The sequence below is a fragment of the Rhizobium sp. Pop5 genome, assembly GCF_024721175.1.
Classification (GTDB): Bacteria; Pseudomonadota; Alphaproteobacteria; order Rhizobiales; family Rhizobiaceae; genus Rhizobium.
Genome location: NZ_CP099402.1, coordinates 787,068 through 807,544 on the forward strand (window position 1 = coordinate 787,068; position 20,477 = coordinate 807,544).

The window sequence follows — 20,477 nt, forward strand, 5'->3', positions numbered from 1 at the left end:
ATCAACGGGTCGCGCTTGAATGCGGCGCCTAAAGCTCTCCGGGTTTGCTCGATCCCCAGCTCCGCTGGATGACCATCTGTTGCTTCTGCACCTTACGCCGGTTCGCTGAGGTTTCCTGTCTATGCTGTCTTGACGCGTGCCTCCCTGAACATCTCTCCACTTGTCATCATCGCCCAGATGATCCGAGCAAGTTTGTTAGCCACGGCGACGGCCACGATCATAGGACGTCGTCGTTGTAGTAAAGCTTCGATCCAAGCTCCCCCGACCTTCGCTCGAGCTTTCGGATACCGAACTATATTCCTGGCGCCGATTACGAGCAGATGACGCAGGTAGGCATCTCCTTGTTTCGTAATCCCTCCCAATCGAGTGGTGCCGCCACTGGAGTTTTGACGCGGCGTCAGGCCCAGCCAAGCTGCAAACTCTCGACCGGAGCGGAACATCCTAGCGTCCGGAATGGTGGCGGCGATGGCCGTAGACGTGATTGGGCCGACCCCTGGGATCGACGAAAGCAGATTTGAGACCGGATCTGAACGACCGATTTCCGCTAGCTTCGTCTCAATCCCGTCGATCTGCTTGTTCAACTCGCCAACAGATCCGATCAAGCTGGTCAACGCATACCGAGCATGTTCTGGCAACGAGGCCGCAACTTCCTCTATCATCGGCATTATGGTCTCGATGCGTTGTCGACCTTGGCCGAAGATGATTCCGAATTCGGCGAGATGAGCGCGGATCGCACATACCGTCATGGTCCGTTGCCGTACCAGCAGACCTCTAGCTCGATGTAGCATCAGGAAGCTCTGGTTAGCCTCAGACTTTACCGGAACGAAGCGCATATCGGGTCGCCGAACAGCCTCACAGATGGCTGCAGCGTCCGCGGCGTCATTCTTCGCGCCGCGCCGTACAAACGGCTTCACATACGAAGGCGGTATCAACCTAACCTCGTGACCGAGCTTCATCAGCTCCCGAGCCCAGTAGTGCGCCGTGGCACAAGCTTCGACACCAACAACGCATGGCCTTGCACGCTGAAAGAACTTGATCATCTCGCTTCGCCGGAGCGCCGCGGTTTTGATCACTGAACCGTCGGCATCCACCGCATGGACGTGAAAGTTATGTTTGGCCAGATCAAGGCCTATCGTGCTGGCGATCATATCAGTGGCTCCTGTTTGAGTTGGCGCATCATCATACGACCAACCGGTTCGGAGCGGGGCCGTCTTCCCCATCAATGGGCGGCTGCGCGACGAGTTCCTGAACGAAACTCTCTTCTCGTCACTGCCCCATGCTCGATCAGCGCTTTCAAACTGGCGCAGCGATTACAACGATCATCGACCACACTCTGGACTCGGCTGGATGACACCTGCCGAGTTCGCTCAGACAATCAACCCGCGACGTGATGCGGTGCTGCGCAGCCGGAATGGCTCCGCACCGCAACCCGCCGCTACCGCCCCAAATACGGCAACCCAAAACCGCCGGAGCGAACTCAAAACTGGATAAAACTTGGGGGCAAGGTCACGCTCGGAAGCCTGCTAAGTTCTCTTTTTGTTTCGGCGCGCACGTCCAGATGCCGAAGCGTCGGCGCCGAGGATACCTTTCCACAAGACCTTCATGCCTATGAGCCCGCAAGTGAAGGGCTTCAGCCGCTGATCGAAAAGGTGTGGGGCTATTGCGAGGCCAATGGCATCGGCGCCAAGACCGTGACGCTCAAGGTCAAATATGCCGACTTCAACCAGATCACCCGCAGCAAGACGGTTCCCGCATTTCTGGCAGCGATCACCGATCTGGAGAACATCGTCAGCCTGTTGCTAGCGCCGATCTTTCCGCCTCGAAAGGGCATTCGCCTGCTCGGCGTCTCGCTATCTTCGCTAGAGAGGCGCAGCGTCCGGACGGAGCCGCAGTTGCGGTTGGCGCTTTAGACCGCCAGCATCGGCTGTCCCGGCCGGCAGCGCTGCAGGATTTCCTCTTCAGTGACAAGTCTGGCGCTGTTCCGCTCAGGTCCAAAAACCTATGCCGCAGGAATGCCTCGTCTCGCAGCCCCACAAATTCAACGATCGATCATATATCCGGCCGCTGGTCAGGACACGAACATGCCGATGGTGCTCAGGCCCATCACAATCGCGGTGAAGCCGCAGATAAAGATCATCCAGCGCGGCGCTTTCAGCCCGCCCATGATGGCGGGGTTGCGCGCCATCATAACCATCAGAATGATAATCGGCGTGGCGAGCACCCCGTTCACGACCGCGCTCCAGTACAGGGCCCGCATAGGGTCAAACCCTAGCATGATAACCGCGACACTTGCGACCGTCGCAACCACAATTGTGGCATAAAAGGCCTTGGCTTCCCTAAGCTTCTTGTCTAGGCCCTCGGGCCATCCAAAGCTTTCGGCGACGGCATAGGCGGCAGAGCCGGCGAGAACGGGAACTGCGAGCAGCCCCGTCCCGATCATACCCACAGCGAATACCGCGAAAGCGAATTCGCCAGCCACCGGCTTGAGGGCTTCGGCTGCCTGGGCGGACGTTTCAATCTTCTCAATGCCGTTCACATGAAGAGTGGCGGCCGCCGCAACGACGATACAGAGCGCCACGACGTTGGAGAAGCCCATACCGACGAGCGTGTCCATGCGTATTCGGCCGAGTTCAGGCGCTGCCTCGTCTGGGTTTCGCCGGAGGCGCGCGAGCTTCCTACGTCTCAGCTCCTCAACCTCTTCTCCAGCCTGCCAGAAGAAGAGGTAAGGGCTTATCGTGGTGCCGAGTATCGCGACGATCGCGGTAAAGTGGTCACCGGAGAACGCAACGGTCGGCATCAAAATCGCTCTGAGCGCCTCGCCCCACGCTACACCTGCCACGAGGACGACTGCGACATAAGCAAAGAGCGACAATGTCAGCCACTTCAGGACGGAGACGTAAGCCGGATAAGGCACGATAACCTGGATGGTGGCGCAAAGTATGCCGAACAACAGCGCGTAGGCGACTTCTGGACCACCGACGAGGAGACGGACCGCGGCTCCCATGGCGGCGAGATCGGCACCGATGTTGATGAAATTGGCGGCAAACAGAAGCGCCATCGCGGCGTAAGCGAGCCATGGGTGGTAATAGAACTTCAGGTTCTTGGCGAGCCCCTTGCCCGATACCGCCCCGATGCCCGCGCTCAATCCTTGCACGGCCGTCATCAGAGGATAACTGAACAGCATGGTCCAGCCGAGAGTGTAGCCGAACTGGGCGCCAACCCGACTGTAGGTCGCGATGCCGCTCGGATCGTCGTCAGCGGCTCCGGTGACGAGACCAGGCCCTAGGGCCTTGAGTAAGTTCGGGGTCTTCGCACGAAGAGGTGTCGGCGCGTCCATCGGTCCGCCCAGAGGGTTTTGGTGCCGCGATAATGCGCGAAAGCGCTACGAGTTCCGCTGGCCATCCATTCCAACTCAGAGGAGTGCTTACGCAAAAAGTCTGGGCATGGCGACATCCTAAATCAGACGAGACGGGAGCCGTCGTCGAGATTAGGACGGCTTCGTTCATCCAAGATTTGATCAAAGACCATGGCATCCTCGACCGTTCCGAGCCGGTGGCAGGCTCTGCTTGAGAGATTCTAGATGGGCACCCTTTCCTTCGCCAATAGCCAGGGCTTCAGCCGCTGATCGAAAAGCTTTGGGGTTTTTGGATTGGCGCGAACAGGATGGCGCTCAAGGTCAAATTTGCCGGTTTGAATGATGCCCGTGGCGTTAGACACGGCTGCTCTGCGCCGAGGGTGACCGCCATGTGCCTTCGCATGAAGGCGGAACTAAGTTGGTGGTAAACGGTTGATTGGTACCCAAACCGTCATTTCGGCGCGTTCTTCGCAGGGAGCGCATTTTGACCCAGAGTTTTCCGGCCCGCACCTCCTCTACCCCTGACGGACAAGCATCGACATCTCACGACGTCTCGGTGCCGCGCGCACATGCAGGCCAATGCCACGTTCGGATCATTTCAGGAAGGGCGAAACGGCCTTCGAAAACAGCCTTATCTGCGCTTCTGCTGCTGTCACTCGTTTCCTGTTCGAACGAGGACGAGAAGTCTCAAAAGCGAATGCAGGAAATCCTCCTGTGGAGCGCCAGCGCCGAGATGATCCTCGATGCCCGCCTTGGCGGACGTGTTCCAGAACGCTTCACCGATCTTGCCGTGCAGCGATGCGATAAGGAGATGTCGGAACTTTCATCGCAGCTGCCGCAGACCTCCAGATATGATAAAGCGAGAACGGCTGTCGTCAGGCTCAATGGATTGATCGCCGCGGCTCACGACGAGATCGGTCTTGGCCGTTTTGAACAGGCGCATCAGCATCTTGTCGAGCTTCACCGATACGAGGCCGAGCAGCGTATGACCTCCGGTGCAGCCGGATGAAAAAGATGCTTCAGATTTCGCTGGGGATCGTCACCAGCGTCGGGGGATTTATCGAAACCGGCCAGATCGCAACGTCCAGTCAGGCTGGAGCAGCCTATGGATTCAGCCTGCTCTGGCCCATTGTCATCGGCACTGTCTGTCTCATCTTCCTGATTGAAATGTCGGGGCGGTTTGCCATTGCGAGCCAGCACACCGTCGCGGATGGGATGAGGGAACGCTTCGGAGCGAATTACTTCCTGTTCACTTTATTGATCATTTCGATCGTCAATTTGCTCGTCCTCGCGTCTGAGATCGGCGGTATTACTCTGGCATTGCAATTCGTCAGCGGTGTCGGTTTTCAGTGGTGGGCCTTGCCAGTCGCCTTCATCGTATGGCTTCTGCTCTGGAAGGGCACGTTCGGCATGATCGAGGATGGCGTAGCCATCATGGGCCTGGTGGCGGTGTGTTTCGTGGTGGGCGTGTTTGTCATGGAACCTCCTTGGCTGGAGGTGGCAAAAGGGCTGGTGCCGATGCTGCCGGACAAAGAGCCGCTGCACTATGGTTTCATTGCCGTCAGCATTCTCGGAGCCGTCATAGCCCCGTTTCTGTTCTTGTTTTACTCGTCAGGCGCGATCGAGGAAAAGTGGGATAAGAGCTTCCTTGGCGCCAATCGCGTGATCTCTACGGTGGGGATGAGTTTTGGCGCCGTCATCGCCGCCTCAATCCTGATTGTGGCGGCGGTTGTCTTTCCGCCGCGAGGCATCACCGACATCGAAGGATATGACCAGATTGCGCCATTATTGACCCCAGCGTTCGGCAAATGGGGCTTTTACCTTTTCGCGGCATCGCTTGGAATCACCTGCTTCGGCGCAGCGCTCGAAGCAAGCCTTGGCCAAGCGTACCTGGTTGCCCAGGGTTTCGGTTGGAATTGGTCGGAAGATGCCAAGCCCAGAACCGATCCGGCCTTCGCGCTTGTCTATACAGGCTTCATCGGCATCGCGTTTCTGCCGATCGCATTTGGCGTCGATCCCCTTCAGTTGACGATTTTTTCAATGGCGATCACGGCGTTAGCCTTGCCCTTCGGCGTGGTTCCCTTTTTGTTTTTAATGAACGATCGCAATTTCGTTGGAAAGCACCGGAATGGATGGATCAGCAATACCGCCGTCCTGATCATTATCGGCCTGTCGTTCATCGTCGCCCTCATAACCCTTCCCCTGCAAATCTTCGGAGGATGATATGCTTTTGGTCCGCGACGTCCTTGACAAGCAAATGGTCGACAAGGAGCAAAATCGTATCGGCAAGGCAGATGGCGTTGTCCTCAGTCTTTCTGCCGGCGACGCTCCTAAAGTCGCGTTCATCGAAATGGGGAGTTTAACGCTATCGCGACGGCTGGGCCGCCGGCCGCATCGCTTCCTGCTCTGGCTTTACCGAGGGGCTGTCACGGATGATACGGCCAAGGTTTTCCGTGTGCCCTGGGCAAAAGTGAAAGACGTTGGGATTAACATCGAAGTGAGCGTGGATCGTCGCGAGACGCCATTGGAGCGGTGTCAGGATTGGCTAAGGCGGCACGTGATCAAGTGGATCCCGGGAGGATGATCATGAACGAGGTTCGGCTCGAACTGCTGTTGGGCAAACAGGTCTTCGACGTTGACGGCAAGGCCGTTGGCCGGGTGGAAGAGATCAGGGCGGAAGCACGCGGCGCAGATCTCTACGTCGTCGAATATCACCTCGGCGCCTATAGTCTTTTCGAGAGGCTTTCCGCCCTTGCCATTGGTCGCGCAGTGTTGACCGCGATAGGAGCGGCAAGATCCGGCAGTAAAAAGGCGGTTCCATGGGACAAGCTTGACATGCGTGATCTCGAGCACTTGCAAGTGACTTGCCGGGGGAGCACCCTGCAGACGCTCGATTAAAGCCACCTCTTCCGACGCCGCACGCCTCGCCGGCGATTGTAGCCCCGATCTCCGCTTGTCCCCTCTCAGGGCGAGACCGGTATCGACCCGCTGTATCCCGTCCAAGAATCTCCGCAAGTCCGGTGCGAAATCTCGCCTTACCCCAGTCCTGGCAAACCGTTGGAGCAGACGCGCCAACTAAAAGTGCTGGGCATCCCGCGATGAAATAGCAACCGCAATCTCGAGATTGCCCTGTCCTGCGCGCGGCGAAAAGACTTCGAACGCTTAGATATTATCAGGGCGAGCGAAGGAGCGACCGAGTTCAGATATCTGCGTCCTGACGAAACTATCCACGTAGGATGATGCTCGCGGACTGGCTGGACTCCGAAGCCGAACCCTGAAATCTGGAACCGTCCGCAGATGTGCGCGTTTCCATGCCGTCATCGGGGGGAGCTATACGTCGAGTTGTCACGATATCCGAGAGTGCGGCGGGCGACAGACGAATGAGAAGTGAAGTCCATTGGATTTGAAGATTAACGGGTTACCCGCGGGGCGTGGCGCATGCTGTTCGATGATGATGAGTTTGCCGAGTGCGGCCTCGACGTATGTCTCACCCTGTTCATGCGGCCTGCAGCTTCTCGGTTCCAAGCCAGCCGGGATAACGTCATCAGGTTCATACGATGAAGTTAGGCCTGGCGAGAGCACTGTCCCGGGCTTTCAAGTCCCAGAAACGACTTGCCAAGCTCGTCGAGAAGGTCATCAATCCGAAGGCAAGAAGGCCAAAGCGCTCCAAGACGCGCCCGGTAGCGGAGAGACCGCAGCTTGCCGAGATCAGCACGTTCGGCAGCAATCCTGGCCGATTGTTGATGAAAACCTTCGTTCCGTCCCGGCGGCTGCCGAAGAACCCGGCTTTGGTCGTCGTGCTCCACGGTTGCCGGCAAACTCCGGAGAGCTTGGATTCTGCGTCTAGCTTCTCGAAGCTGGCGAGCGACAGAGGCTTCGTTCTTCTCTATCCGGAACAGAGAAATGCTAACAACGGTCATCGGTGCTTCAGTTGGTTCAGACCGAGTGCTGTCGCCCGCGACCGGGGCGAGGTGCTCTCCATCCGCCAGATGATCGACGAGGCCTGTCGACGGCACCGGATCGATCGATCGCGCATCTTCATCGCGGGTCTATCGGCTGGCGGTGCAATGACGGCGGCCCTCGTCGCGAACTATCCGATGTTGTTTGCAGGCGCCGCCATGATTGCTGGCATGCCGTTCGGATCATCTCGCGATGCGATGTCGGCGCTGCGTGCAATGAAGTCGGGTGCTCGTGAACCCGCCGGCGGCTGGGGACGACCGGTCGCGGAGATTTCTGGTGATACCACATCATGGCCTCGGATAACCGTCTGGCATGGTGACAAGGATCGGACGGTCAATCCGTTGAACGCACACGCCTGCGTAGATCAATGGCTGGAGGTGCTACGCATCGCGAGAGACGGCGGTAAGGAGGAACGGAAAGCGTGGGGAAGGCTGCAGACATGGAAGGCGCCTCAAGGAAAATCAGTGTCTCTATACTCCGTCCAGGACCTTGGCCACGGACTTCCGGTCCGCAAGGGACCACTGGCTGAAACGAGCGATCCTTATGTCATTCCCTCCGACATCTCCCTACCCCTTGAGCTGATGCGACTTTGGGGCTTGGGGAAAGTTTTCTGAAGACGATCATTCTCAGGCCACCAGTGTCCCCTCATTATCCATCGTCGACACGGTGCCTTCGATGAGTTGCTTCAGCAGTTCGACGCATACCTCGGCTCGAACATGATGCGGCATATGGCCCACGCCCGGGAGCGTTTTGAAGACCCCCTGGTCGTGGTTCCGTCGGAGAACCTCGCCAACGCGGGGGACGTTTCCACAGGGCTGCTTCATGCGCGCCAAACGCACTTTCCAGCCGATTGTTCCAGCCGAAAGGCAATCGGTTCCAAGTCGATCGACGCCGGTCCGTTTGACGCCCCGAACCGCGCAACGACCAGCCCGAATGCTTCAGTCGGTTGGATTAAAGTTCCTCAGATTTGTCGAGGGTGCCGGATCTCCGTTCAAAGGTAAGCTCGGGAAAAGAATACCGCTGTCGTCAAAACGGCGACCGCAAGCGTTAGCATCCGGACGATCGATGCCGGCAGCCTACGTCCGACATGCGCTCCGATCCACCCGCCGATAACGGCTCCAATCGTCATCGGGATGCACTCCTGCCATACGATCGCGCCGGCCAGTACGAAGACGACGACGGCGACCGCGTTTGCGGCAGTTACCATCACCATTCTTGTCGGATTCAGGCTCTTGATCTCCCCGCCCCCGAGCGCGCTCCACGCCGCAAGCATCATGAGACCCACTGCGCCGCCAAAATAACCGCCATAGAGACCGAGAAAGAATTGAACCGTTGCGAAGGCCAGAAAATTCGGACGTGCCTGCGTTTGGAGCTTTGCGCTGAGCCGCGGACCTGCAGCCAGCATCAATGTCGCCACCAGCAAGAGCCATGGCAGGATCCCATCGAAAATCCTGGATGGGGTGAGAAGCAATAACACGCTTCCGGCCACACCACCCACCACTGTCACGATAGCAATGGCCATGACATTGATGCCGCACACACTCCTGACCCCGTCACGGTAGACCCACGAGCTCGTCATACCGCCTGGAAACAACGCCAAGGTGCTCGTCGCGTTTGCGGCAACCGACGGCACTCCGACCGATATCAGCGCCGGCAGGGATACGAACGACCCGCCACCGGCCAACGCATTCATGCTGCCTGCCAACAAGCCAGCCAGCAAAAGAAGAATAATATCGTACATGTTGATGGCGCCTCGGCCTGCAAAGTTGATTTCCGCCGACACGTTTGTCGAAAGCCGCGACTGCGGGCGGGTTGAGTGCGCTGATGCTTTACAGCGCTGCCGGAGACGCGGCAATCCTCGCCATCGCGTCAGGAAACCACGCGCTCTCGCCTCACGACTGTCCCAAATTAACCCATAATTTAGCAATCACTTGCATGCGCGAGCCACGATGTTAGCGTCGCCCGACATCGTTGGGGCGCGTATGACAATTGAAGAGCTGATCGATTTACAGGAAGCGGGCTCAAGGGCACGGGTGCTCGGGCTAAAGGCTTACGAGAACCCATATCTTGCACCCCACCGAATACCTACCGGCGATACCAGTGCTCTTGGGGATTGGCTTGCGCGTCACGACGCGTGGAAGTTCGGTTGGGAAGTGGAGGACGCTAGCCGCGAAGGCAGGATTGAAACCCACTTCAAGGCGTTTATCTCGATGGCCAAACGACGGCTTTCAATCCTGAACTGATATCCACTTCACACAGAGCACGTCTCGATTATGAGTCCTTTTGCATCGGAACTCGCGTGACAGAACTCAAAACCTTCTTCCTTCGTCGGCTGTTCCGACGTTTTAACTGTCCGGCCAATTCCTGCCATCCCACCTCGCCTGCTCGACTTGCCGCAGCAGCCATTGCCGACAGGCTTGGCGGGATGGTCGTGGTGCCGACGCTTGCATCGATACCGTCGGAACCGAAGCCGAGGCCGCCGCCAGCTGGGATTCGCAGCTCGTCACGTCGGCAAGCATTCTGGCCAACCAGCATTCGAAAATGGCAGAGCCCGGTTCCGGAAACAAATAGAGCGGCTGCGCAGGCGACGCGGTTGATCTGGTCCGTCGCCATCCGACCGTTAGTTGCGCTCCACGAATTTGTTGAATCGGCTGGCCTTCCCGTCCTTGGTCTTGTCCTGGTAGAGAAAAGCCAGCCTGTTTTCGTCGAAGATCTTGAAGAATTCGTCCCAACTAATCTCGTCGAACTCCTCTTCCTTTTCCCCGAAATCGATGCGCAGCACACCGCCTTTGCCGCCGGTGCGGATAACTGCCGGCTTACCATCTCTCTTTTCCGCCCATTTCTGGATCGTCTTGTGGTCCGTCGTTGTCTCAGAACTGGTCATTGATACCTCCGTTCATCGATAGTCATCTAAAACATCCGTGACCAAAGCGGTCACAACATTGGTTGTCTTTGCTTCCAATTGCGATAAGGCGCGAGCAGTTCGCCGGGATAGCGACGCTCGATCTCGGTTTCGGTCAATGCGATCCGAGCAAGGATCTCTTCTACATCCTCGGCTGCTTCGCTGGCCCTTTCGAGGTTGCTCATGGTTGAGAACAATTCGTCGTCGTTCATCGCCTCCAAGCGAGAGGCAAAGTCCCCGACGGGTTCTCTAATGAACGGATTTGGGGACATTCGGCGCCTCTTTGCTGATGCCGCTCAAACTTCACTCCTCGCACGAAGTTCCCTCGGCCCACGGAGCGAGATCGCTGCTGGCGCCGCCTGCTCTTCCCGAAATAGCCGCCAGGGAACTGTCGTTAAACACTCATCATGTCGGCGGCAGTCGGTCTTGTCGGCGGCACAGTCGATTTTTTGCCAGCCTCCGCCGAGTTCGACAGCAAATCACGCAAAACACTCAGAATACCCAGTTGCGCTTTAAGTTCTGGAACGTGGAACGAATAGGGTCGCATGGGGTTTGGTGATCACGGATCAAAGAGGTTCGGCACGAGAGGAAATTCCCATGAACAAGTTCATTTTAGCTGCAGCGCTCCTGGGCGCTTCGGCATTGTCAGCCATGGCCCAGACGGCGCCCGCAACGACAAGCGACGGCAAGACGCCGGCCATCGCAACGCCTGGATCAAACAATCCAACGGCCCCGGTGGAAGGCGCCAACAGCTTCACCGAGGGTCAAGCGAAGGACCGCATCGAAAAGGCTGGTTATACCGACGTCAAAGACCTCAAGAAGGATGACAAGGGCATCTGGATGGCATCTGGCATGAAGGACGGCAAGGCCGTCGTGATCGCTCTCGACTATCAAGGCAACATCGTCGCCAAGTGACGCGACAATTCCTTCAGGAGAAATGACAATGAGAACCGTAACTGGACTTTTCGATGATTATACCGACGCAAGCTCTGCAGTAAGCGCGCTTGAAGCCGCCGGCATCCCTTCCAATGACATCAGCATCGTTTCCAACAATGCAGACAATCGCCACGGTGAGGATTCGAATGCAGGCGAAGGCGCCGGCGTAGGTGCCGGCATTGGCGCAGTCGTCGGCGGCGCCGGCGGCCTTCTGACGGGCCTAGGCCTGATGGCAATCCCGGGCGTTGGTCCGGTCGTCGCTGCCGGGTGGCTGGCGGCAACGGCCGCTGGCACCGCCGCTGGTGCGGTCGCTGGCGGTGCGACGGGCGGCATCATCGGCGCGATGACGAGTTCCGGCGTCTCTGACGAGGACGCGAACGTATATGCCGAAGGCGTTCGCAGGGGCGGTTCACTCGTTACCGCCAAGGTTCCGGACGCCCGTGTTGCGGAAGCAGAAGCAATCCTCAAGCGTTCCAACTGGGTCGACCCCGCAGCACGTCGCGCCGCCTATACGAAGGAAGGTTGGACCAGGTTCGATGACACGCTCGATCCCTATGGCCCCGAGCAAATTGAGCGCGAGCGCAGTCGCTATCGGCTCTAGAAGATCACCGGCGCGCGCCCCACTAGGGGCACGCGCTGGCCGATCAAGATGCTTCACTGGTTGATCATCGTTGAAGATCCCCAGCCCTCGACGTCATGGTAGATAAACAGTGCCTAGACCGTATGTTCGTGGGGTGAAGGTGGCCCGCCCCCGCGCTAAGCTGAATTCGGGGATTGCTCTGGATAGGCCGGAGCCGAGCCCCACGCTTAAGCGAGGGCGAACCATGGAAGAGAATAGCGTAACTTTCATCGGCTTGGATACGTCGAAGCTGAAGATTTCAGTGGCGGTTGCGGATGGAGAGCGCAACGGCGAGGTGCGGTTTTTCGGCGACATCTCCTCGGAGCCGGCGTCGGTGGCATCGATGGTCAACAAGCTTTCCAAGCGTGGAGCCAAGCTTCATTTCTGCTATGAGGCAGGTCCGACCGGTTACGGTCTTTACCGGCAGATTGTCGAACTGGGGCATGACTGCGTGGTGGTGGCGCCGTCGCTGGTGCCCAAGCGAGTGGGCGACCGGGTGAAGACCAACCGCCGGGATGCCGTCAGCCTGGCGCGCCTGCACCGCGCGGGCGAGTTGACCGCGGTCTGGGTTCCGGATGAAGCTCATGAGGCGATCCGCGACCTGGTGCGGGCGCGCGAGGCTGCCAACGGCGCGTTGAAGCAGGCACGCCAGCAACTCCAGTCTTTTCTCCTGCGCCACGGCCGGATTTATACCGGTCGCACCCCATGGACGCGCGCCCATACAAGATGGCTGGCACGCCAGACCTTCGATCACCCCGCCCACCACATCCTGTTGGCGGAATATTGCCAAGCCATCGAAGATGCCGGCGTACGCCTGGACCGGCTGACCGAGTTGGTGGTGGAGACTGCAGCATCCTGGTCGATGGCCCCGGTTGTGGCCGCCTACCAATCGATGCGCGGCGTTGCATTCATGACGGCGGTTACCTTTGTCGTCGAAATCGGCGATGTCAGGCGCTTTGACAATCCTCGTCAGCTGATGGCCTATCTCGGTCTCGTGCCATCGGAGAGCTCAACCGGCGCACGGATCAAGCGGGGCGGGATCACCAAGGCGGGCAACGCAAGGGTGCGTCGGGTCCTCATCGAAGGCGCCTGGACGTATCGCTTCCCCGCACGTGTAAGTCCGAAGATCCAGACCCGGCTAGAGGGATTACCGAGGACAGTTCGAGAGATTGCCTGGAAAGGCCAAGTGAGGCTTTGCGCGCGGTATCGCAAGCTGATGGCGGCAGGCAAGCCGAAGGTCATCACAGTCACTGCCATTGCTCGGGAAATGGCAGCATTCCTGTGGGCGATCGGGCAGGAGGTCGCACCCACGGCAAAAGGCTAGACCTCATCGGTCAGCTTGAAGAGCAACGCTTTAGTGGAAACATAAAGGTCATCTGCTGTTGGACAAAGATGGAGGCAGGGCTCCGGTGGGGAATCCTCGCGCCTACTATGTGGCGGACACCGTCCATGCCCGATCCTAGATCGAGGTAGCCCCAGACGAACAAACGGAAATGCGGTATCCAACCCGCGCATAAGAGTATGCCAGCCGTCGTCAAAACGCCCTGTCTCCTCCTTTGTTCAACAGCTTCACACTGGTCCCTCCGTCGTCAAAGTCGGAAAGGAAAATCATGACCAAAAAGCTTGCAAATGAACATAAGAGTAGGTGGCCGCCCAGCGCACAGGAGAAAGATTTGCTTGGGGTAAACAAATAATCGCTGAGCGGCCTCGATTAATAAATAGGCGATACTCTTTTGAATACTTTATTTCTCCTTTGGCGCGAATTCGTACAATCAAATGTGCTTTAATAAACAGAGATTGCATAAGTACTACTTATTGCAACAGCTCAACTATCGTGCAGAATATTTGTGGCGCCATGTGCAATGCCACTAACACCCCCATCCATTAATCCCCGCGATGGCGGGGATATCTTTACATTAATTCGGGAATGGCAAACCGCGACTGGCCATCCGCCTTGGGGCCGCCTCGTTCGAAACTTTGGTCGTCGCCGAAGATAGGAGATCGATTTCATCGAAGGCTGGCCAACACTCAATCATGCGGTTAATTGCCGCGCTCTCGCGCAAGGCTTCGTTCTCTGCCCGCGTCCGCGAAGTCGATAAGCTGCACCGTATCACACAACTTAGCGGTAGCTTGGCGCTTTCACTGACAATGTTCCACCAACTACAGACGACTTGCGCGCTCGCTTTCCACCTCGCCAGGAGAAATTCGCTTGATTTGAGCTGGAGCGAAATGCCGCTGACTTTGCGAAGCGCGCCGGCGATTGTGCGAAACCGCACTGATGGTTGGCCCGGCAAGGTTGATGAACTACGATTTTCTTATCGCGATCCGAGCCAGCTGTTGCAACGCGGAGGATGATATGGCCGACTTCAATCTCACACTCCCGATGGAAGAAGTGAACGTGCTTTCGGATGCTGTTCGGACTTGGTTCCGGCATAATCACGCCGCGCCAACGGAACAATCAATGCAGCTGCTTTGCAGCGCGGCGGTCGACCTATATAATGAAGGCCACAAGACGCGCGAGGAGCTGGTCACGCTGCTGATTATGAAGTTTGATAGCCCTCATTCGCTGCAGATCAACGCGCCGACATCCACGTCTCATCATTGACAGTGATATCGGCCAACCGGCACGTTCCAGAAGCGTGGGAGGTTCTCAACCGATCCGGGGCAGAGGGCGCACTGTCACCAAACCGCAGCGACGCGCGGTGATGCGATCGCTCGAGGTCGAAGTGAGCCATTGGATGGTTTAGCAGGTTCTCCAAGGCGGTGATCACGAGGCCCTGCATGGCTCTTGATGATCTCGGTGGTGGCGACATGGGCGTTTGCTTCAAGGTCACAGTAGTCGTGGGCAAAGCCACCCGGACCTCCTCCTTGGTGTCGCAGCCGATCTCGAAGCCGTCGGAGCACCATCTGACCGCAACCTTATCTAAACGAGTGCCAGCGCGGCTCTCGCGGGCAAAGACAAGGACGCGGCGCGCCTGCATGACGCGATCGGCTCTCGCGGCGTGATACCGAGGCCTTCGGCAATACGCTCAGTCCGGACCGTGAATGGCCTCGCTTCGAGGGTCATAGTCGCCTCCCGGGCCTTTAGTCGCAGACGCACCGGGACCTTGGTCCGATGGCCGGAACGGGTGGGAAGGCTGCGTGTTTCTTCCGCGGCAAACACTCCTGAGGTGACAACATGAGTGATGATCTGTGGGAAAAGCCAATAGAGTTGATGATCGAAAACTCCGATCATTTTCGGAGCGTCGGCAGCACACGGGATGCCATGGCGTGCCTCATGACCTCTTGGCCCACAAAAGGAGGAAAGTCCTTTTCCGCTGCTCGGCGAGCCTGTCTCGGGGAGGCTCACCAGCGCGAAAGCAAAGCTCGCCTTCATTCGTGCTGCCGAGGAAGCGAAGTCGCGCGACGCTGCTCGCTTGCGGTTCACATTGTCCATAGAAGAGATAGCGGGGCGGCTTGGAGCTTTTCTCCAAATGGCGTCACTCGGTCGTGGTCATGTAAGACGAGCCCTCGCACGAAACGATCGCCGACAACATCTTGCAACTGGCGCAACCCGCGAAAATCGTCAGGCTTCACCGTTGCTGACGCCTTTACTTCTATCCCAACGACCCGGCCGCGACGATCCTCGATAATGACGTCGACTTCATCTTGGTCTCTCGTCCGGTAGTGCGAGAACGATAAGCGCCGGCCTGACCAGGATGCCAACTTCAGCAGTTCTGACACCACGAAGCTTTCAAGCAGGGCGCCAAAACGAGTTTTGTTGTCGCGTAACGCGCTCGCTTCATCCTCGCGCAAAGTGGCAAGCAAACCCGAGTCCAGAAAGTGGAGCTTCGGCGTTTTGACGAGCCGGTTCAAGCGGTTGTTGGACCACGGAACAAGCGTCCTGATGAGAAAGAGGCGCTCAAGGATAGCAACGTATTTCTGTGCTGTGATGCTCGACAACCCGAGCGCTGCACCGAAACTGCTATGGTTGACCAATTGTCCGGCGTGCTCCGCTAAAACATCGAGCAGCCGCGGAAGCCGGTCCAACTGATCGATGTTGGCGATATCACGCACGTCGCGGTCGAGGATCAATTTCACATAATCTTCCAGCCAAGCAGTCCGCCGGCGGGGGGTCGGCCGACGCAAAGCTTCTGGATAGCCGCCCTGGAGCACCGTCAACAGCAGATCGTCGCCAATGACGGTGTCCTCCCCGGCGGAAGGCTCCTCGCCGGCGAACAGCCGATCCAGGAGACGTCCCGGAGCGGAGCGGATCTCCGATTGGGCAAATGGCAGCAACGGGACAACCGCCATACGACCGGCGAGCGAGTCTGCAATCGCCGGAACGGTGGCCAGATTGGCTGAGCCCGTGAGCAAGAACCGTCCGGGCTCGTCATCGCGGTCAACGCTTTCCTTGATTGCCAGTATCAGTTCGGGCGCACGTTGCACCTCGTCAATCACGGCCCGTTTAATGCCTCGGATAAAGCCGATCGGATCGGTCCTTGCTGCGTTAAGCGTACCAACATCGTCGAGGGTTATAAATGGACGATCGGAGCCAGAGACCTGTCGCGCAAGGGTGGTCTTTCCGGCTTGCCGCGGGCCGGCGATGAGCACGACTCGTGTGTCAGCCAGCGCAGTTTCGACGATCAGTCGGGCTTTGCGTTCAATCAGCTTTTTCGGTGGCGGCGAGTCTGTCATCGGCTATCATTAACCGAGTTCTCGGCGAATTTAAAGTACGCGTCCGGCTAATCTTAATTTGTGCCACGGCTAGCTAAAAGCGTGGCATAAGAGTTATGGAACCTCTCTCTGATGAAGCAGATCTCGTACATCCGCAAACTCAGCGACGCAATTGGCAAAAGCTTGTCTGAAAAGCTTCAGCTTGCCGTCGATGACGAGGCCGGCGAAGCCTGCGGGCTTGTCCGGGTCGAGGATGTCGCCAGCTACCAAGCAATTGCGGTCCCAGCTGATTCCAATCCGGCGCTGATCTCGGCAAGTTCCTCAAAGCCTTTCCGATGCAGCAATTTGGAGGCGCGCACCGAGGATTCCATCAACGAAATACCCGCTGCGAAAGTCGCCTTACTGTTAGCCAAAGACGACGAAGGGTACATCGGGAATCGACCCGAAAGATGCGACGCCGCCCAAGGACCGCCGCTAAGAATTGAACAATTCGCATCTCTGAGCATTGATCCTGGTAACCCGAAAAGGAGAAACTGCCATGGATTGGAATCGCGTCGAAGGCAACTGGAAGCAGGTTAAAGGCAAAGTCAAGGAACAGTGGGGTAAGCTTACCGACGACGACCTTGATGAAATCGCCGGAAAGCGAGATCAGCTCGAAGGTATGATCCAGGAGCGCTATGGCCTCGCGAAGGACCGCGCCAAATCCGACATTGATGAATGGTATGGCCGTCAGACCTGGTAAGAAAATCGAAGGACCGGCCCGGCCGGTCCTTTCGCTGCGTGCCTCATCTCGAAAGAACTAGGCCACCTGCGCAAGCGGATGTCACTTGCGCATCAATTGCTGAACATTAGACCGCCAAGAGAAAGCGCGCCGATGTGACGGCTTCCGATCGATCTTTTTTCACTTCAAGGATCCTGGCAGAGATTTGGAAATCGAGCCGACATACCAGTGGCGAGGATCACGACATAGCTTATTGAGCACGATATATGCTGCATCGCCAACGGTGCGTAACGATCCTGTGAGCTGCTTGGCCGCGCAGAGCCAGCGCGACTGGTTTGAGTGCCGTCGAGGTGTTCGAGCACTGAATCCCAATGGATTTCGGGCTAACCGCGCCCGTGTCGGGGTCCAGCGGGAATCACATACCACTTGTGGTTTCCCCTCGGTCGAAAGTCACCATCGGGCTCTGGATGAGCAGTTGTGATCGCCGCAATTGCGCTAGGGCGAATTGCTTCTGAAGTATGAGGCTGTAACGCCTTTTGAGGCCCGGCACTGTCGCCACTTGTGTAGACGACCGGCATTTCAGGTGGATTTCGCGCGCAGCTCACGCCACCTCCCGCCCGTCTGGCGCGAGCAAAAATGGGCGCGAGTTCATCGCCGATCCCGAGTGGCAGGAGGCGAAGGCGAAGAGCGAGGCGGGTGGGCCTATCGTGTCCAACACCGTCAGTTCGCTGCCGAAAGCCGACACGCTTCTACCGCGGCTTCCCCAAACCGTCGGAATAACGGACGGCGTCTCCGCTCACAATGACTGAGAAGCGTTTCAGCTGGCCTCGCAGAACCCAAGAATTTTGAATTCTGACGCTGCAAGTCAACAGAAAGGCGCATGACTCACCCTCCTTTGTAGCGGATAGCCCCCACTCGACATTCGAATATCGCCATGACGTAATGGCTGTGATTAGGCATGGAATAAGGGGTCTGACGCAATCTCGATGACATTAGGGCGCTCCGACAATACGGGCTTCGAGTAGATCCAGCTTTCCGCGGCCGTACATCTGTCGCTTGATGAGTTTGAGCTTGGTGATCTGGCCCTCAGTCTGGCCGTTCGACCACATCGAAGTTATTGCGTTCTGGACCGCTGTCCGGTCGCGGATAACACCGTTGGCGAATGACGAGACCAAGCTTCTTGCTGCACGGTCGATCCAAGCTTCCAGATCATCTTTAGACTTACTGCGCAGCATTTTGTGGAAGCTCTCGACGACATCCCTTGCCTCGACAAGATCCGGTAGCCTCTCTTCGATGGCGGCGACTGTCATCGTTTGAGCCTTGGTCAAGTAGTTGCGTTCAAGCGTCATCAGGCGGACGATAGTGCGTGCGGCCGGCGTATGTCCGAGTCCGCTCTCGGCCTTTTCGGCTCGCCTTCGCCGCGTTGCCCATTCGGTGACAACACGGAGACCGCCGCCGAAGCCAGCCAACCGAAGCTGCCGCCAAAGTTCAGCGCCGTTCCGCAATCCGGCGTCCCATTGCGCTTCAAGCCAAGGCAGATGCGGTTCCAGGGAAGTTTGCCGGACCCGAAAGATGTCGGTCCGCTGACCACGGACGACACTGCGAACCAGCTTTCGGCTGTGCCCGGTTCTGCGCACGATCTCCTTAATGGATACGCCTTCGCTGACGAGACTACGGATGACGGCGTTTGCCTCTTCACGCCGCAGATATCCCTCATATTGCAGTCGCTCGGCGGCTGTCAGAAGCTTTGGATTTACAGTTGCTGTGCCGATTGCAATGCGGACCTGCCGCATCGACTTGCGAACGGCGTCAAGAAGGGCGTGGCTGGCATTTTCCATCAGATGCCAGCGGTCGGCGACCTGTTCGGCGTGTGGCAGGGCTTGTGCCGCGGCCTGCGCATAGCCGCCGCCGCGGTCTCGTGCGACGATTTCGATCTGCGGCTGCTCGACCAGCCAAGCCCTGGCGGTCGGGGGTTCTCGGTCGGGCAACAACGCGATCGTCTTTCGCCGTTCCAGATCACAGATGATCGTGCCGTATCGATGATTGCGACGCCATGCCCAGTCATCGATGCCGATAACGGTCGGCGGCGCCGGCGGCGGGCGATCATATCGGCGGACGGTTCGCAGCAGCGTATCATTGCTCACCGGAAGTCCGAGACGATCGGCAAACCGAGCTGCCGGGCGACCACCCAATGCAAGAGCAAGATGCCGAACCAAGCAGTCCAGACGTGCTGTCCGGCGGGCCATGGGTCGGACTATGTCATCACCGAAGCGCTCAGCGAAAATCTTTCGGCGGCATTGTTCGGCACCACAGACCAAGCGTCGGACCGTCAGGTGCAATTCAATCCTTCGACCCGCACACGGAAGATCGGCAATCATCCGGGGATAGCGACTATGAACGCGACGGGAAGCGGCACCGCATTCAGGACATCTGCAATCTCGGGACCGACCATATGCGGCAATGACGATCGCGTCAGCACAATGATGCACTGCTTCAACGCTTAACTCGGCAGGGATCAGATCGGAAAGCCTAAATTTGGCTCGCATGGCGCTGATTCTCCATTGGAAACCAGGCCAATTGAACTCAAAACATCATCGAGAATGAGTCAGACCCCCGTTACGACGCCGATTGACACGTCAAAGTCCGTCTAATCGATTGGGGGCACGATTCTGGCGGAACCCTTCAAGGCCAGCAGTCGAAAGAAGGGCTGCATTAAAGGCCGGACACACGACTGCACTCGAGATGCGCTGCATAACGAAGCCATTTTCCCTCAACGCGGGAGCCTTCCACACACGATGCCATTCTAGCACCGGGGGAGCGGGAGCCTTCCATCCCATCGATTTCGGACTGCTCTTGTTCTGGCCCCGAGTTGCATGCCTGGCATCAATACTACAGGCCCCATGGTGACTGCACGGTCGACCGCCTGCTGCAAAATGGCGTTTTCCATAACAGCACCTCAGTGCACGTGGGGATCGCGGTCGCGTCGCATGCGAGAGGCAGCAATCGCTGGGGTTTCGGGAGCCAGCAGATCATGCTTCGCCGCAAATGCTGCGAAGAGGCCGCGCGCCGTTTCGGCTTCGATTTCCCCGCGAAGTGCGGCCTGACACGCTTTCATAGCAACAGAGTGCGCCGTGTCCCTGAACGATGTCGGCCATTCGGCAAGGTGTCGATAAGCGTCCATCACGCTGCGAACTTCTGCAGGGAAGCCCAAGCCGACAAGAATGGTGACGGGTTTTGTGAACATATCGGGTTTCATCGTTCTCTCCTTCCCAACCCGGAATGTTGTCGGGCGCCACCGCAGTGGCGCCCTCGCCTGACGATTACGTTT

The 20,477-nt window shown here is 57.9% G+C and carries 20 protein-coding genes and 6 pseudogenes; 17 read left to right on the forward strand and 9 right to left on the reverse strand.

Features of this window, described 5'->3' with window-relative positions; genetic code table 11:
* Nucleotides 1-119 precede the first annotated feature (119 nt).
* Complete coding sequence (locus tag NE852_RS31715) at nt 120-1,148, reverse strand: IS110 family transposase (protein ID WP_037175911.1); 1,029 nt, start codon at nt 1,146-1,148, stop codon at nt 120-122.
* Nucleotides 1,149-1,218: 70 nt separating this feature from the next.
* On the opposite strand from NE852_RS31715, the pseudogene NE852_RS31720 reads away from it, so the two are divergent.
* Together NE852_RS31720 and NE852_RS31725 are read left to right on the forward strand one after the other, a co-directional pair.
* Nucleotides 1,219-1,491, forward strand: a pseudogene (locus tag NE852_RS31720) (transposase); the annotation flags it as partial.
* 71 nt (nt 1,492-1,562) lie between these two features.
* A pseudogene (locus NE852_RS31725) lies at nt 1,563-1,910 on the forward strand (DNA polymerase IV); the annotation flags it as partial.
* A gap of 158 nt (nt 1,911-2,068) precedes the next feature.
* On the opposite strand, the gene NE852_RS31730 reads toward NE852_RS31725, so the two are convergent.
* Nucleotides 2,069-3,337 (reverse strand): NRAMP family divalent metal transporter, encoded by a 1,269-nt coding sequence (locus tag NE852_RS31730; RefSeq protein WP_008533002.1) that lies wholly within the window; start codon nt 3,335-3,337, stop codon nt 2,069-2,071.
* Between the two features lie 751 nt (nt 3,338-4,088).
* On the opposite strand from NE852_RS31730, the gene NE852_RS31735 reads away from it, so the two are divergent.
* The 5 genes from NE852_RS31735 (at nt 4,089) to NE852_RS31755 (ending at nt 7,929) form a co-directional block, all read left to right on the forward strand.
* Nucleotides 4,089-4,364: a hypothetical protein gene (locus NE852_RS31735; protein ID WP_245270719.1), complete on the forward strand. Its 276-nt coding sequence runs from the start codon at nt 4,089-4,091 to the stop codon at nt 4,362-4,364.
* Entirely contained in the window at nt 4,361-5,578 is a 1,218-nt protein-coding gene (locus NE852_RS31740) for an Nramp family divalent metal transporter (protein ID WP_008533000.1), read from the forward strand. Before NE852_RS31735 ends, NE852_RS31740 begins: the two co-directional genes overlap by 4 nt.
* Before the next feature lies 1 nt (nt 5,579).
* The gene (locus NE852_RS31745; protein ID WP_008532999.1) at nt 5,580-5,939 is read left to right on the forward strand and encodes a hypothetical protein; all 360 of its coding nucleotides are present in this window, start codon (nt 5,580-5,582) and stop codon (nt 5,937-5,939) included.
* Nucleotides 5,940-5,941: 2 nt separating this feature from the next.
* Nucleotides 5,942-6,253 carry a PRC-barrel domain-containing protein gene (locus tag NE852_RS31750; protein ID WP_008532998.1) on the forward strand — a complete coding sequence of 104 codons (312 nt, stop codon included), beginning with the start codon at nt 5,942-5,944 and terminating at the stop codon, nt 6,251-6,253.
* A 659-nt stretch (nt 6,254-6,912) separates the two neighbouring features.
* Nucleotides 6,913-7,929, forward strand: a complete 1,017-nt coding sequence (locus NE852_RS31755) for a PHB depolymerase family esterase (RefSeq protein WP_008532997.1) — start codon at nt 6,913-6,915, stop codon at nt 7,927-7,929.
* Between the two features lie 377 nt (nt 7,930-8,306).
* On the opposite strand, the gene NE852_RS31760 is transcribed toward NE852_RS31755, so the two are convergent.
* Complete coding sequence (locus NE852_RS31760) at nt 8,307-9,056, reverse strand: sulfite exporter TauE/SafE family protein (RefSeq protein ID WP_037174350.1); 750 nt, start codon at nt 9,054-9,056, stop codon at nt 8,307-8,309.
* Between the two features lie 241 nt (nt 9,057-9,297).
* Here NE852_RS31760 and NE852_RS31765 point away from each other — a divergent pair, with 241 nt between their 5' ends.
* A complete protein-coding gene (locus NE852_RS31765) occupies nt 9,298-9,558 on the forward strand; it encodes a CrpP-related protein (RefSeq protein ID WP_037174363.1) in 261 nt (86 codons plus the stop codon).
* A 181-nt stretch (nt 9,559-9,739) separates the two neighbouring features.
* Nucleotides 9,740-9,817, forward strand: a pseudogene (locus tag NE852_RS32660) (alcohol dehydrogenase); the annotation flags it as partial.
* 118 nt (nt 9,818-9,935) lie between these two features.
* Here NE852_RS32660 and NE852_RS31770 read toward each other — a convergent pair.
* Entirely contained in the window at nt 9,936-10,199 is a 264-nt protein-coding gene (locus NE852_RS31770) for a hypothetical protein (RefSeq protein ID WP_008532991.1), read from the reverse strand.
* 50 nt (nt 10,200-10,249) lie between these two features.
* Nucleotides 10,250-10,489 (reverse strand): hypothetical protein, encoded by a 240-nt coding sequence (locus NE852_RS31775; RefSeq protein ID WP_037174348.1) that lies wholly within the window; start codon nt 10,487-10,489, stop codon nt 10,250-10,252.
* A 325-nt stretch (nt 10,490-10,814) separates the two neighbouring features.
* Here NE852_RS31775 and NE852_RS31780 point away from each other — a divergent pair, with 325 nt between their 5' ends.
* The 4 genes from NE852_RS31780 (at nt 10,815) to NE852_RS31795 (ending at nt 14,377) form a co-directional block, all read left to right on the forward strand.
* Nucleotides 10,815-11,132, forward strand: a complete 318-nt coding sequence (locus tag NE852_RS31780; protein WP_008532989.1) for a hypothetical protein — start codon at nt 10,815-10,817, stop codon at nt 11,130-11,132.
* Between the two features lie 28 nt (nt 11,133-11,160).
* Nucleotides 11,161-11,754, forward strand: coding sequence for a general stress protein (locus NE852_RS31785; RefSeq protein ID WP_008532988.1), 594 nt, complete (start codon nt 11,161-11,163; stop codon nt 11,752-11,754).
* 223 nt (nt 11,755-11,977) lie between these two features.
* Nucleotides 11,978-13,096, forward strand: a complete 1,119-nt coding sequence (locus tag NE852_RS31790) for an IS110 family transposase (protein WP_008536701.1) — start codon at nt 11,978-11,980, stop codon at nt 13,094-13,096.
* Between the two features lie 1,032 nt (nt 13,097-14,128).
* Entirely contained in the window at nt 14,129-14,377 is a 249-nt protein-coding gene (locus tag NE852_RS31795) for a hypothetical protein (RefSeq protein ID WP_037174338.1), read from the forward strand.
* A 145-nt stretch (nt 14,378-14,522) separates the two neighbouring features.
* Here NE852_RS31795 and NE852_RS31800 read toward each other — a convergent pair.
* Nucleotides 14,523-14,684 (reverse strand): annotated as a pseudogene (locus NE852_RS31800) (IS3 family transposase); the annotation flags it as partial.
* A 302-nt stretch (nt 14,685-14,986) separates the two neighbouring features.
* On the opposite strand from NE852_RS31800, the pseudogene NE852_RS31805 reads away from it, so the two are divergent.
* Nucleotides 14,987-15,070: pseudogene (locus tag NE852_RS31805) on the forward strand (DUF982 domain-containing protein); the annotation flags it as partial.
* 125 nt (nt 15,071-15,195) lie between these two features.
* Here the strand turns inward: NE852_RS31805 and NE852_RS31810 are convergent.
* Complete coding sequence (locus NE852_RS31810) at nt 15,196-16,449, reverse strand: ATP-binding protein (RefSeq protein WP_258157048.1); 1,254 nt, start codon at nt 16,447-16,449, stop codon at nt 15,196-15,198.
* A gap of 111 nt (nt 16,450-16,560) precedes the next feature.
* Between NE852_RS31810 and NE852_RS31815 the strand changes: the two genes are divergently transcribed.
* The 3 genes and pseudogenes from NE852_RS31815 to NE852_RS31825 form a co-directional block, all read left to right on the forward strand.
* Nucleotides 16,561-17,007 carry a hypothetical protein gene (locus NE852_RS31815; RefSeq protein ID WP_258157050.1) on the forward strand — a complete coding sequence of 149 codons (447 nt, stop codon included), beginning with the start codon at nt 16,561-16,563 and terminating at the stop codon, nt 17,005-17,007.
* Nucleotides 16,967-17,170, forward strand: a complete 204-nt coding sequence (locus NE852_RS31820) for a CsbD family protein (RefSeq protein WP_258157052.1) — start codon at nt 16,967-16,969, stop codon at nt 17,168-17,170. The genes NE852_RS31815 and NE852_RS31820 overlap by 41 nt, the downstream gene beginning before the upstream one ends.
* Nucleotides 17,171-17,774: 604 nt before the next feature.
* Nucleotides 17,775-17,929 (forward strand): annotated as a pseudogene (locus tag NE852_RS31825) (NIPSNAP family protein); the annotation flags it as partial.
* 212 nt (nt 17,930-18,141) lie between these two features.
* Here NE852_RS31825 and NE852_RS31830 read toward each other — a convergent pair.
* Together NE852_RS31830 and NE852_RS31835 are read right to left on the reverse strand one after the other, a co-directional pair.
* Complete coding sequence (locus NE852_RS31830) at nt 18,142-19,695, reverse strand: ISL3 family transposase (protein ID WP_258157053.1); 1,554 nt, start codon at nt 19,693-19,695, stop codon at nt 18,142-18,144.
* Between the two features lie 410 nt (nt 19,696-20,105).
* A complete protein-coding gene (locus tag NE852_RS31835) occupies nt 20,106-20,405 on the reverse strand; it encodes a DUF982 domain-containing protein (protein WP_008532972.1) in 300 nt (99 codons plus the stop codon).
* Nucleotides 20,406-20,477 lie beyond the last annotated feature (72 nt).